This window comes from Variovorax sp. MPBD4-3 (genome assembly GCF_058809745.1).
The window spans coordinates 1-13501 of sequence record NZ_JBXASW010000039.1 but is presented as its reverse complement, the minus strand read 5'-3'; the positions used below and the strand labels follow the sequence as shown (position 1 = coordinate 13501).

The following is a 13501-nucleotide window of genomic DNA, read 5'->3' as shown; positions in this document are numbered from 1 at the left end:
AAGCCACCCATTTTAGGCGCTATTGAGTAACTTCAAGAGCTCCAAGGGCGAAGATATTGAGGCGTCGGCCTTCCACAGGGCCGAATCGGCCTGCGAACCCATGTAGCCGTAGGTGGCGGCAACGGTGCGCATGCCCGCTGCGCGGCCCGCGATGATGTCCCGCTCGTCGTCGCCCACGTACATGCAGGCATCGGAAGGCACGCCGAGTCGGCGCGCGGCTTCATGCAGGGGCTCTGGATGCGGCTTGGCGAACGGCGTGGTGTCGCCGCTGATAACCGCTCCTGCGGTCTCGAAGAGCGGTATGGCGCGCGTGAGCGGGTCGGTGAACCGCATCGACTTGTTGGTCACGACACCCCATGGAAGCCCCTGCTCGCGCAGTGCTTCGATCAACGCATGAACGCCGTCGAACACCTGCGTATTGAGCAGCATGCGGCGCTCGTAGGTCACGAAGAACTCTTCGCGCAATTCATCGAACTCGGGCGACTCCGGCGTGATGCCGAAGGCCACGCCAAGCATGCCCCGCGCACCGGCCCCGGCCATCGGTCGGTATCTTTCGAGCGGATACGACGCCAAGCCGCGATCGGTACGCATCTTGTCGGCTGCCGCGCCCAGGTCGGGTGCGCTGTCGATCAGCGTGCCGTCGAGGTCAAACAGCACCGCTTTCGTCTTCAGCCCGCTGCTCATGCCGGAGTGCCCGGCTTCCGGGTGGCGAACATGTAGTTGACACTGGTGTCGCCGCTGAGCCAGTAGCGCCGCGTCAACGGGTTGTGCTCCATGCCCCGGGTGTGCCGCAGGTCGAGCCCGGCTGCCCGGCAATAGGCGGCCAGTTCGCTAGGGCGAATCAACTTCGCGTACTCATGCGTCCCACGCGGCAGCATGCCAAGCACGTATTCGGCGCCCACTATGGCCAGCATGAAAGACTTCAGGTTTCGGTTGATGGTCGAGAAGAACACCCATCCACCCGGCTTCACCAGATCCGCGCAGGCCTGGATCACCGATGCCGGTTGCGGCACATGCTCGAGCATTTCCATGCAAGTGACGACATCGAAACTGCCCGGCTGCTCGGCTGCCAGCGCCTCGGCGCTGATCTCGCGGTACTTCACGCCGCGCGTGCCGGCTTCGAGCGCATGAAGTTGCGCCACCTTGAGCGCCTTGCCGGCCAGGTCGATGCCCAGAACTTCCGCGCCCTTGCGAGCCATCGAATCGGCCAGGATGCCACCGCCGCAGCCGATATCGAGCACCCGGCGCTGCGAAATAGGCGCAATACCGTCGATCCATTCCAGGCGCAATGGATTGATTTCGTGCAATGGTCGGAATTCGCTTTCCAAATCCCACCAACGGTGCGCGAGTTCTGAAAACTTGGCCAGTTCGGCCGGATCGGCATTCACGTTTTCTGTCATGCAGCGATTATGAAACGAGCCATGCCCGACAACACCGAGCAAGGCTTTGCTGAATGAGCGAATGCCAATTCGACAGACATAAAAAAACCCCGCCGTAGCGGGGTTTTCATGATCGATGGAATCGATTGATTAGTTGGCGCGGGTGCCGACCACTTCGATTTCCACGCGACGGTTCTTGGCGCGACCTTCCTTGGTCTTGTTGTCAGCCACAGGCTGCGACTTGCCCTTGCCTTCGGTGTAGACGCGGTTGCGTTCGATGCCCTTCGAGACCAGGAAGGCCTTGACGGCTTCGGCGCGACGGACCGACAGACGCTGGTTGTAGGCAACCGTACCGATCGAGTCGGTGTGGCCCACAGCGATGATCACTTCGAGGTTCACACCACGGATCTTCTCGACCAAGTCGGTCAGCTTCGCACGGCCTTCAGGCTTCAGAACCGACTTGTCGAAGTCGAAGAAGGCGTCAGCAGCGAAGGTCACCTTGTTGGCGGCCACGACCGGGGGAGCCGGGGGAACCGGAGCAGCAGGCGTAGGAGCCGTAGCGACAGGAGCAGCAGGAACCAGAGCACCGTCGCAACCAGCGGCAGCCGTTGCGGGCGTCCAGTTGGCATCGCGCCAGCACAGTTCGTTCGTGCCGTTCTTCCAGACCAGTTCGCCGGTGCCGTTTTGCCAGTTGTCGATCGTAGGACCGCCGTCCGCAGCGGTGACACGGGTCTGCGCGCCGGCGGCAGTGGCGAGCGCAGCGACTGCAAACATCATCGCCACTTTATTCAGTTTCTTCATGGTTCTCCTCTTGGGGAAAAAGCCGCAGCCGCGCTGCGAATCAAGGACGCTTTAAGTGACCACCACCCAAAACGTTGAGGCGATTGTGCCATAGGGTCTTTGGCAAACAGGCCGCAGGACGGCCCCGAAGCGTAGGACGGAGGCGGAATAGAGGCCTTGTGTTGCGGCGGTGCGACACCCCTCACAGCGTAAAATTTCACCTTCCTGCCGCCAGCACCTCGTTCATGACCTCCTTCGCAAAAGAAACCCTGCCCATCAGTCTTGAAGAGGAAATGCGCAGCAGCTATCTCGATTACGCCATGAGCGTGATCGTCGGCCGAGCGCTTCCCGACGCCCGTGACGGCCTCAAGCCAGTACACCGGCGCGTGCTCTATGCGATGCACGAACTCAACAACGACTGGAACCGGCCGTACAAGAAGTCCGCCCGTATCGTCGGTGACGTGATCGGTAAGTACCACCCGCACGGCGACCAGTCGGTCTACGACACCATCGTCCGGCTGGCCCAGGACTTCTCCATGCGCCACATGCTGGTCGACGGCCAGGGCAACTTCGGGTCGGTCGATGGAGACAACGCGGCCGCAATGCGTTATACGGAAATCCGGCTGGCCAAAATTGCGCACGAAATGCTGGCCGATATCGACAAGGAAACTGTCGACTTCCAGGACAATTACGACGGTTCCGAAAAAGAGCCGAAGGTGCTGCCGAGCCAGCTGCCCAATTTGCTTGTGAATGGCTCGGGCGGTATTGCGGTCGGCATGGCCACCAATATCCCGCCGCACAACCTGAACGAGGTCGTCGACGCCTGCCTCTACCTGCTTCGCAACCCCGAAGCCTCCATCGACGAATTGATGGAAATCGTGCCGGCGCCCGACTTCCCCACCGCCGGCATCATCTACGGCATCAACGGCGTGAAGGACGGCTACCGCACCGGCCGCGGCAAGGTCGTGATGCGCGCCAAGTGCCACTTCGAGGACATCGACCGCGGCCAGCGCCAGGCGATCATCGTCGACGAGCTCCCCTACCAGGTCAACAAGAAGACGCTGCAGGAGCGCATGGCCGAGCTGGTGCACGAGAAGAAGATCGAAGGCATCAGCCACATCCAGGACGAGTCCGACAAGTCGGGCATGCGCCTGGTGATCGAGCTCAAGCGCGGCGAAGTGCCCGAGGTCGTGCTCAACAACCTCTACAAGCAGACGCAGCTGCAGGACACCTTCGGCATCAACATGGTGGCGCTGGTCGACGGGCAGCCCAAGCTGTGCAACCTGAAGGACCTGATCCAGGTCTTCCTGCAACACCGCCGCGAAGTGGTCACGCGCCGCACCGTCTTCAACCTGCGCAAGGCACGCGAGCGCGGCCATGTGCTCGAAGGCCTGGCAGTGGCGCTGGCGAACATCGACGAGTTCATCCGCATCATCCGCGAATCGCCCACGCCGCCGGTCGCCAAGGCCGAGCTCATGACGCGCAGCTGGGACAGCAAGCTGGTGCGCGAGATGCTCACGCGCTCGCGCGCCGACGGCGGCGTGATCAACGCCGACGACTACCGCCCCGAGGGCCTCGAGCGCCAGTACGGCATGGGCGGCGACGGCCTCTATCGCCTCTCGGACACGCAAGCCCAGGAAATCCTGCAGATGCGCCTGCAGCGCCTGACCGGCCTCGAGCAGGACAAGATCGTGGCCGAGTACAAGGACGTCATGGCCGAGATCGACGACCTGCTCGACATCCTGGCCAAGCCCGAGCGCGTCTCGACCATCATCGGCGACGAGCTGGGCACCATCAAGCAGGAGTTCGGCCAGTCGAAGGTTGGCGCGCGCCGCAGCCTGGTAGAGCACAGCGCCTACGACCTCTCGACCGAAGACCTGATCACGCCGACCGACATGGTGGTGACGCTCTCGCACAGCGGCTACATCAAGAGCCAGCCGCTGGGCGAGTACCGCGCCCAGAAGCGCGGCGGCCGCGGCAAGCAGGCCACGGCCACCAAGGAAGACGACTGGATCGACCAGCTCTTCATCGCCAACACGCACGACTACATCCTGTGCTTCTCGAACCGCGGCAGGCTGTACTGGCTCAAGGTGTGGGAAGTGCCTGCGGGTTCGCGCGGCTCGCGCGGCCGTCCGATCGTCAACATGTTCCCGCTGCAGGAAGGCGAGAAGATCAACGTCGCCCTCGCCCTCACCGGTGAAAAGCGCACCTTCCCGGCCGACCAGTACGTGTTCATGGCAACCTCGATGGGCACCGTGAAAAAGACCGCGCTCGACGAGTTCAACAACCCGCGCAAGGGCGGCATCATTGCCGTGAACCTGGACGAGGGCGACTACCTGATCGGCGCCGCCCTGACCGACGGCAAGCACGACGTGATGCTCTTCAGCGACGGCGGCAAGGCCGTGCGCTTCGACGAGGAAGACGTCCGCCCGCTGGGCCGCAACGCGCGTGGCGTGCGGGGCATGTCGCTCGACCCGGGCCAGGGCGTGATCGCCATGCTGGTGGCCGAGGACGAGCAGCAAAGCGTGCTCACCGCGACCGAAAACGGTTACGGAAAACGCACAAGCATTACGGAATACACGCGCCACGGCCGCGGAACCAAAGGCATGATCGCGATTCAACAGAGTGAGCGCAACGGCAAAGTCGTTGCCGCCACACTCGTGCATTCGGATGATGAGATCATGCTCATTACCGACAAGGGCGTGCTTGTACGCACGCGGGTTGCCGAGATTCGCGAACTGGGTCGTGCGACGCAAGGCGTCACGCTGATCGGACTCGACGAAGGCGCCAAACTCAGCGGGCTGCAACGTATCGTCGAAAACGACGCGAATGGCGAAACCGAGCCTGACGCGGACGATACTTCCTCATCTTCAACGGAGAATCCTCAGTGAAAAAAATCAAACTCGCACTTCTGACGGTCGCCCTGGCCAGCAGTTCGATGGCCGCAATGGCCCAGGACAAGGCCACGCTCATCAAGCAGTTCATCGACATCCAGCGTCCCGGCATCGAATCGCTGGCGCGCGGCCTGGTCGAGCAATCGAGCGCTCCGATCGCACAGGCGGGTTCGCAGTACCTGCAGACGCAGGTGCCGGAAGCAAAGCGCGAGTCTGCCGCCAAGGCTGCCGACGCCGAGCTGAAGAAATACTTCGACGACGCCTACCCGATCGTGCGCGACAAGGCAGTGCAGCTGGCTCCTGGTGCCCTGACCCCGCTGCTCGAGCAGAACTTCAGCGAAGACGAGCTCAAGCAACTGCTGGCCTGGATCAACTCGCCCCTGAGCAAGAAGTACCAGGAGCTGAACCCGAAGATGCAGACCGCACTGACGGAAAAGCTGGTGGCCGACACGCGCGCCACCATCGAACCGAAGATGCGCGCACTCGACGAGAACGTCGCCAAGGCCCTCGGCGCCCCGACCGATGCCGCCGCCCCCGCCGCCAAGGCCCCGGCCAAGGCACCAGCCAAGAAGTAAAGCAACGTGACCCAGCAGCAGACGCCGGCCGGCAAGCGCCCCTACAACTTTTCGGCCGGCCCGGCTGCCATGCCGGAGGCGGTGCTGCAACGCGCCGCCTCCGAAATGCTCGACTGGCACGGCAGCGGCATGAGCGTGATGGAAATGAGCCATCGCGGCAAGGAATTCGGCTCGATCTGCACGCAGGCCGAAGCCGACATCCGCACGCTGCTGGCCGTGCCCTCCAATTTCCACATCCTGTTCATGCAGGGTGGCGGCCTCGGCGAGAACGCCATCGTTCCGCTGAACCTGTCGCGCGGCAAGACCGCCGACTTCGTCATTACCGGCAGCTGGAGCACCAAGTCGCACAAGGAAGCGCAGCGCTACTGCACAGCGCGCGTGGTCGCCAGCAATGCCGACGACCAGCACACCAGATTGCCCGATCCCGCGACCTGGCAGCTGTCCAAGGACGCCTCGTACGTGCATGTGTGCTCCAACGAGACCATCAACGGCATCGAGTTCCAGCAGCTGCCCGACCTGGCGGCGCTGGGCAGCAATGCCCCGCTGGTCATCGATTTCTCGTCGCACGTCGCCTCGCGCAGCGTCGACTGGAGCCGCGTGGGCCTGGCCTTCGGCGGCGCGCAGAAGAACCTCGGCCCGGCCGGCCTGACGATCGTCGTCGTGCGCGACGACCTGCTCGGCCACGCGCTCGAGATCTGCCCGAGCGCGTTCAACTACAAGACCGTGGCCGACAACAACTCCATGTACAACACCCCGCCGACCTGGGGCATCTACATGGCGGGGCTCACGTTCCAGTGGCTGCTGCAGCAAACGGAAGGCGGCCTCACGGGCGTCGCGGCCATCGAGCAGCGCAACATCGCCAAGGCGAAGCTGCTGTACGACTACATCGACGGCTCCGACTTCTACGCCAACCGCATCGACCCCAACTGCCGCTCGCGCATGAACGTGCCGTTCTTCCTGGCGGACGAAGGGCGCAACGAAGCCTTCCTGGCCGGTGCGCGCGAAGCCGGGCTGCTGCAGCTCAAGGGGCACAAGTCGGTCGGCGGCATGCGCGCCAGCATTTACAACGCCATGCCGCTGGAAGGGGTGCAGGCGCTGGTGGGCTACATGCGAGAATTCGAGCGATCGCATGCCTAGGCGCATGCTCCGCTCAGTTGCCCGCACCGATGACCGCCTCCGCCCCCACACCACCCTCTTCACCTTCCGATAACTCCGAGAGCCTGGCCGATCTGCGCGTGCAGATCGACTCGCTCGACCAGCGCCTGCTCAGCCTGCTCAACGAGCGGGCCCACGTGGCCGAGCTGGTCGGCGAGGTCAAGAAGCGCGAGGGCACGCCGTTCTTCCGCCCCGATCGCGTGGCGCAGGTCATCGACAAGATGCAGAAGAGCAACGGCGGTCCGCTCAAGGATCTCCACGTGGCGGCCATCTGGCGCGAAATCATGTCGGCCTGCCTGGCGCTCGAATCGCCGCAGCGCGTCGCCGTGCTGGGCCCCGAGGGCACCTTCTGCGAACAGGCTGCCATCGAATATTTCGGCGGCGCCGCCGACCTGATCTACTGCGCCAGCTTCGACGAGGTGTTCCACGCCACGGCCGCCGGCAGCGCCCAGTACGGCGTGGTCGGCGTCGAGAACTCGACCGAAGGCGTGGTCACGCGCTCGCTCGACCTGTTCCTGCACTCGCCCACCCATGTCGTCGGCGAAGTCAGCCTGCTGGTGCGCCACCACCTCCTGCGCAGCAGCAACTCGCTCGAAGGCGTGGAAGCCGTGCTGGCCCATCCGCAGGCGCTGGCCCAGTGCCAGACCTGGCTGTCCAAGCACCTCCCGAATGCCGAACGGCGCGCCGTGTCGAGCAACGCCGAGGGCGCCCGCCTCGCGTCGACCAACCCGGCCTGGGCCGCGCTGGCCGGCGAACGCGCCGCCACCCGCTTCGGCCTGCACATCGTGGCGCACGCCATCCAGGACGACTCCTACAACCGCACCCGCTTCTCCGTCATCTGCCTGCCGCAGACGCTGGCCATGCCGCCGGCCTCGGGCCGCGACTGCACCAGCCTGATCGTCTCGGTGCCTAACCGGCCCGGCGCGGTGCACGACCTGCTGGTTCCGCTGAAGGCCAACAACGTGTCGATGACCCGCTTCGAGTCGCGCCCCGCGCGCACCGGCCAGTGGGAGTACTACTTCTACATCGACCTCGACGGCCACCCCTCGCAGCCCAACGTGGCCGCGGCCCTGGCCGAACTGCGCGGACTCTGCGCCTTCTACAAGGTGCTGGGCGCCTACCCCGTCAAGTCCTGAGCGGCAGGCAGACACACAGCATGTTCGAACAACTGGGACTGATCGGCTGCGGCCTGATGGGCGGCTCCTTCGCGCTCGCGCTCAAGCGCGCGAAGCTGGTGAAACGCGTGGTGGGCTACAGCAAGTCGCCCTCCACCACCGAGCGGGCACGCCAGCTCGGCGTGATCGACGTGGCGGCGCCTTCGGCGCTGCTGGCGGTGTCGGGCGCCGACATCGTGCTGCTGGCGGTGCCGGTGGCCGCATCGGAAGCCACGTTCAAGGCCATCCGCCATGGCATCGCAAGCGAAACGCTCGTGATGGACGTCGGCTCGACCAAGGGCGACGTGATCGAAGCCGCCCGCAACGGGCTGCAGCGCCAGTTCGCGAATTTCGTGCCGGCACACCCGATCGCGGGCAAGGAACTGTCGGGCATCGAGCATGCCGAGGCCTCGCTCTTCAACGGCCGCCAAGTCGTGCTGACCCCTGTGAAGACCACGCTGCGCTCCAACGTGCAGCGGGCCTCGCAGGTGTGGAGCGGCATCGGCGCGCATGTGGTCACCATGACGCACGAAGAGCACGACGCCGCCTTCGCCGCCGTGAGCCACCTGCCGCACCTGCTGGCCTTCGCATACACCAACGCCATCGCCAGCCAGCCCCAGGGCGACCGCTTCCTGAGCCTCGCGGGCCCGGGCTTCCGCGATTTCTCGCGCATTGCCGCAAGCGACCCGGTGATGTGGCGCGACGTGCTGCTGGCCAACCGCGAACAGGTGCTGCAGCAGTCGCAGGCTTTTCGCAAGGCGCTGCAAGACCTCGAGGCACTGATGACGGCGGGCGACCTGCAAGGGCTGGAGCAATCCATCGCCACCGCCAGCAAGGCCCGCGCGGCCTGGAAGCCGGCCACCGACACCTCGTCTCAGCAGCAGGACAACTGAGATGTTCTCGACCACCTTCCTCGACCTGCCGGCCCTCGCGGGCGCGGCCGGCACGGTGCGGCTGCCGGGCTCCAAGAGCATCTCCAACCGCGTGCTGCTGCTGGCGGCGCTCGCCAGCGGCACCACCACCATCCACGACCTGCTCGATTCCGACGACACGCGCGTGATGCTCACCGCGCTGCGCGCGCTCGGCTGCGGCATCGATCCGGACGGCAACACCCTGCGCATCGCCGGCCTCGGCGGCCAGCTCCAGCCCAGCGAGACGCTGCTGCCGCTGTTCCTCGGCAACGCCGGTACCGCGATGCGTCCGCTGACGGCGGCGCTGTCGCTGCTGGGCGGCGAGTTCGAGCTCAGCGGCGTGCCGCGCATGCACGAGCGCCCGATCGGCGACCTGGTCGACGCACTGACCCAGCTCGGCTGCCGCATCGACTACCTCGGCAACCCCGGCTACCCGCCGCTGCGCATCCACCCGGTGCCGCACGGCGAACTGGCACTCGACGCGCCGATCCGCGTGCGGGGCGACGTGTCGAGCCAGTTCCTGACCGCGCTGCTGCTGGCGTTGCCGCTGGCTGCCGCCAACGACATCGTGATCGAGGTGGTCGGCGAGCTGATCTCCAAGCCCTACATCGAGATCACGCTGAACCTGCTGGCGCGCTTCGGCATCCATGTGCGCCGCGACGGCTGGGAACGCTTCACCATTCCTGCCGGCAGCCAGTACAGCTCGCCCGGCGACATCCACGTCGAGGCCGATGCTTCTTCCGCCAGCTATTTCATAGCACTGGGCGCCATCGCGACCGGCGTTTCCGGCAGGAACGGCATCCGCATCGAGGGCGTGGGCGCCGATTCGATCCAGGGCGACATCCGCTTCATCGACGCAGCCCGCCAGATGGGCGCGCAGGTCGACAGCGGCCCCAACTGGCTCGAAGTGCGCCGCGGCGCCTGGCCGCTCAAGGCCATCGACATCGACGCCAACCACATCCCCGACGCGGCGATGACGCTGGCCGTCATGGCGCTGTATGCCGACGGCCCGACCACGCTGCGCAACATCGCGAGCTGGCGCGTGAAGGAAACCGACCGCATCGACGCCATGGCCAACGAGCTGAAGAAGCTCGGCGCCGCCGTCGAGGCCGGGCCGGACTTCATCCGCGTGCACCCGTTGGCACAGGCCGGCTGGCGTCCCGCGAGCATCCACACCTACGACGACCACCGCGTGGCCATGTGCTTCTCGCTCGCGGCGTTCAACCCGGCGGGCGTGCCGGTGCGCATCCTCGATCCGCATTGCGTCGCCAAGACCTTCCCCGACTATTTCGAGACCCTGTTCTCGGTGGCCGAGGCCACGGAGGTGCCGGTGATCTGCATCGACGGCCCGACCGCCTCCGGCAAAGGCACGCTGGCGGCCGAAGTGGCGCGGCTGCTGGGCTACCACTACCTCGATTCGGGCTCGCTCTATCGCGTGACAGGCCTGGCCATGCGCCGCGCCGGCCTGAGCGCCGACGCCCAGCACGAAGCGCAGATCGCCGCCCTCGCCGCCGGCCTGCCCCTGCAATTCACCGAGGGCAAGGTGCTGCTGGCCGGCGAAGACGTCAGCGACGAGATCCGCACCGAGGCGGCCGGCATGGACGCCTCCCGCGTCTCCACGCTGCCCGCCGTGCGCGCGGCGCTGCTGGCCCTGCAGCAGCGTTTTCGCCAGTTGCCCGGGCTGGTGGCCGACGGCCGCGACATGGGCACCGTGATCTTCCCCGACGCGGCGCTCAAGGTGTTCCTCACGGCCAGCGCCGCCGAGCGCGCCGAACGGCGCCATAAGCAGTTGATTTCAAAGGGTATTTCGACTACACTCGACAGTCTTCGCTCCGACTTGGAAGCGCGTGACGCCCGGGATTCCTCCCGCAGCGTCGCCCCCCTCAAGCCGGCGCACGACGCCCGCCACCTCGACAACTCCCAGCTGTCCATCGAGCAATCGATCGACCAGGTGTTGGACTGGTGGCAGCAAGTACAGCCTTTCAAGTCCGCTTGAAAAGCTGGCGCCAGACGGAATATCCAAAGGCGCATACCGCTCCAGCAGGCTCTCTTCGCGCGACAGCGCACCGGCCTGCTGGTTGTTCAACCAACCCGGGTTTATATCCAAAAAGCCCACAAAACCGCCGTCTACAGACCCACAGCAGCCGCACGCAATTTCGCATGAGCGCCTGCCAACCCTGCCTGACGGAAGGAACCATAAATGTCTGAATCTTTTGCCGACCTATTCGAAGAGTCCCTGAAGCGTTCCGAAATGCGCACCGGCGAGGTCATCACGGCCGAAGTCGTGCGTGTCGAACACAACCACGTCGTCGTCAACGCCGGTCTGAAGTCCGAAGCGTATGTGCCGATCGAAGAGTTCAAGAACGACAAGGGCGAACTCGAAGTTCAGGCCGGCGATTTCGTTTCCGTTGCCATCGGCAGCGTTGAAAACGGCTACGGCGACACCATCCTCTCGCGCGACACCGCCAAGCGTCTGGCTTCGTGGCTCGCCCTGGAGAAGGCACTGGAATCGGGCGACTTCGTCACCGGCACCACCAGCGGCAAGGTCAAGGGCGGCCTCACGGTCCTGGTCAACGGCATCCGCGCGTTCCTGCCGGGCTCGCTGATCGACACGCGTCCGATCAAGGACCTGACCCCGTACGAGAACAAGACCCTCGAATTCAAGGTCATCAAGCTCGACCGCAAGCGCAACAACGTCGTGCTGTCGCGCCGTGCCGTGGTCGAAGCCAGCATGGGCGAAGAACGCGCCAAGCTGATGGAAACGCTGAAGGAAGGCGCAGTCGTGCGCGGCGTGGTCAAGAACATCACCGAATACGGTGCGTTCGTGGACCTCGGCGGCATCGACGGCCTGCTGCACATCACCGACATGGCATGGCGCCGTGTCCGCCACCCGAGCGAAGTCGTTCAGGCCGGCCAGGAAATCACCGCCAAGATCCTCAAGTTCGACACCGAGAAGAACCGTGTCTCGCTGGGTCTCAAGCAAATGGGCGACGACCCGTGGATGGGCGTTTCGCGCCGCTACCCGCAATCGACCCGCCTGTTCGGCAAGGTCACGAACATTGCCGACTACGGCGCGTTCGTCGAACTCGAACCCGGCATCGAAGGCCTGGTGCACGTCTCCGAAATGGACTGGACCAACAAGAACATCGCTCCGAACAAGATCGTCTCGCTGGGCGACGAAGTCGAAGTCATGGTCCTGGAAATCGACGAAGACAAGCGCCGCATCAGCCTGGGCATGAAGCAGTGCAAGGCCAACCCGTGGCAAGAGTTCGCCCAGAACACGAAGCGTGGCGACCGCGTCAAGGGCCCGATCAAGTCGATCACCGACTTCGGCGTGTTCGTGGGTCTGGCTGCCGGCATCGACGGCCTGGTTCACCTCTCGGACCTCTCGTGGAACGAAGCCGGCGAAACCGCCGTTCGCAACTACAAGAAGGGCCAGGAAGTCGAAGCGATCGTGCTGGCAGTCGACGTCGACCGCGAGCGCATCTCGCTGGGCATCAAGCAGCTCGACAGCGACCCGTTCACCACGTTCACCACCGTGAACGACAAGGGCCAGATCGTGACCGGCAAGGTCAAGACGGTGGACGCCCGCGGCGCTGAAATCGACCTCGGCGAAGACATCATCGGCTACCTGCGTGCTTCGGAAATCTCGCGCGACCGCGTCGAAGATGCCCGCAACGTGCTGAAGGAAGGCGACGAAGTCACCGCCATCGTCGTGAATGTGGATCGCAAGACCCGCAACATCCAGCTGTCGATCAAGCAGAAGGACATGGTCGACGAACAAGGCGCCATGGCCAGCCTGAGCCAGCAGTCGGCACGCGAAAACGCGGGCACGACCAGCCTGGGCGCACTGCTGCGCGCCAAGCTCGACAACAGCGACAACAAGTAAGCTGAGTCCGGAGACAGAGCAGGCCCTGGGGCCGCTCTGTCTTTTTTTTCGTCCACGTTTTTGTTTGGCCCATGACCCGCTCAGACCTCGTCGAAGAACTCGCAGCCCGCTTTGCGCAACTGACGCACCGCGACGCCGAATACGCCGTCAAGACCATCCTCGACGCGATGAGCGACGCACTGGTGCGCGGGCACCGCATCGAAATCCGTGGCTTCGGCAGCTTCTCGGTCAACCGCCGTCCGCCGCGCATCGGCCGCAACCCGCGTTCGGGCGAGAGCGTGCAGATTCCCGAAAAACGAGTGCCGCACTTCAAGCCCGGCAAGGCGCTGCGCGAAGCCGTGGATGCAAAGACGGCCGAGCTCGACGCGGACAAGGAAGCCAAGGCCCGCAAGGCCTGACGCACGGACGATCAGAATGCCTGCAAACGTAGAATGCTCCCGGCAACGGGAACGGCTATGAAATACCTCCTGTGGCTGCTCAAGGCAGCCATTTTTTTTACGCTATTCGCCTTCGCGCTGAACAACCAGCACGACGCGACCGTCTATTTCTTCTTCGGCACCTACTGGCGCGCACCACTGGTGCTCGTCGTGCTCGCGGCCTTTGCCGGCGGGCTCGTGGTGGGTGCGCTCGGCATGCTGCCGGGCTGGTGGAAACACCGTACCGCGGCGGCGCAGTTGCCTGCAGTCCCCGCCGAAGCACCGTCCCCCGCGGCATCGGCGGCCGTGGCCGCTCCTGCAGCGGCCCAGCCCACTTCCGCCCCCGAC

At 64.9% G+C, this 13501-nt stretch carries 12 protein-coding genes; 9 read left to right on the top strand and 3 right to left on the bottom strand.

Annotated elements, in window-relative coordinates; genetic code table 11:
• Positions 1 to 12: 12 nt before the first annotated feature.
• The 3 genes from gph to ompA form a co-directional block, all read right to left on the bottom strand.
• Positions 13 to 684 (bottom strand): phosphoglycolate phosphatase, encoded by a 672-nt coding sequence (gene gph / locus AC1RVW_RS20715; RefSeq protein WP_081266803.1) that lies wholly within the window; start codon positions 682 to 684, stop codon positions 13 to 15.
• Entirely contained in the window at positions 681 to 1400 is a 720-nt protein-coding gene (gene ubiG / locus AC1RVW_RS20710) for a bifunctional 2-polyprenyl-6-hydroxyphenol methylase/3-demethylubiquinol 3-O-methyltransferase UbiG (protein ID WP_493202176.1), read from the bottom strand. The genes gph and ubiG overlap by 4 nt, the downstream gene beginning before the upstream one ends.
• A gap of 129 nt (positions 1401 to 1529) precedes the next feature.
• Positions 1530 to 2180: an outer membrane protein OmpA gene (gene ompA, locus AC1RVW_RS20705; RefSeq protein ID WP_081266805.1), complete on the bottom strand. Its 651-nt coding sequence runs from the start codon at positions 2178 to 2180 to the stop codon at positions 1530 to 1532.
• A 224-nt stretch (positions 2181 to 2404) separates the two neighbouring features.
• Here ompA and gyrA point away from each other — a divergent pair, with 224 nt between their 5' ends.
• The 9 genes from gyrA to AC1RVW_RS20660 all read left to right on the top strand — a co-directional run.
• Positions 2405 to 5050 (top strand): DNA gyrase subunit A, encoded by a 2646-nt coding sequence (gene gyrA / locus AC1RVW_RS20700; RefSeq protein ID WP_081266806.1) that lies wholly within the window; start codon positions 2405 to 2407, stop codon positions 5048 to 5050.
• A complete protein-coding gene (locus AC1RVW_RS20695; RefSeq protein ID WP_081266807.1) occupies positions 5047 to 5628 on the top strand; it encodes a DUF2059 domain-containing protein in 582 nt (193 codons plus the stop codon). The genes gyrA and AC1RVW_RS20695 overlap by 4 nt, the downstream gene beginning before the upstream one ends.
• A gap of 69 nt (positions 5629 to 5697) precedes the next feature.
• A complete protein-coding gene (gene serC / locus AC1RVW_RS20690; protein ID WP_493202237.1) occupies positions 5698 to 6765 on the top strand; it encodes a 3-phosphoserine/phosphohydroxythreonine transaminase in 1068 nt (355 codons plus the stop codon).
• A 29-nt stretch (positions 6766 to 6794) separates the two neighbouring features.
• The gene (gene pheA, locus AC1RVW_RS20685; protein WP_081266809.1) at positions 6795 to 7919 is read left to right on the top strand and encodes a prephenate dehydratase; all 1125 of its coding nucleotides are present in this window, start codon (positions 6795 to 6797) and stop codon (positions 7917 to 7919) included.
• A 20-nt stretch (positions 7920 to 7939) separates the two neighbouring features.
• Positions 7940 to 8830 (top strand): prephenate dehydrogenase, encoded by an 891-nt coding sequence (locus AC1RVW_RS20680; protein WP_106935177.1) that lies wholly within the window; start codon positions 7940 to 7942, stop codon positions 8828 to 8830.
• Between the two features lies 1 nt (position 8831).
• The gene (locus tag AC1RVW_RS20675) at positions 8832 to 10844 is read left to right on the top strand and encodes a bifunctional 3-phosphoshikimate 1-carboxyvinyltransferase/cytidylate kinase (RefSeq protein ID WP_493202172.1); all 2013 of its coding nucleotides are present in this window, start codon (positions 8832 to 8834) and stop codon (positions 10842 to 10844) included.
• A 204-nt stretch (positions 10845 to 11048) separates the two neighbouring features.
• On the top strand, positions 11049 to 12737 hold the full coding sequence (gene rpsA, locus AC1RVW_RS20670) for a 30S ribosomal protein S1 (protein WP_081266812.1): 1689 nt from the start codon (positions 11049 to 11051) through the stop codon (positions 12735 to 12737).
• Between the two features lie 71 nt (positions 12738 to 12808).
• A complete protein-coding gene (locus AC1RVW_RS20665; protein ID WP_081266813.1) occupies positions 12809 to 13135 on the top strand; it encodes an integration host factor subunit beta in 327 nt (108 codons plus the stop codon).
• 57 nt (positions 13136 to 13192) lie between these two features.
• Positions 13193 to 13501: LapA family protein (locus AC1RVW_RS20660; RefSeq protein WP_493202169.1), on the top strand; the 309-nt coding region annotated here is incomplete at its 3' end.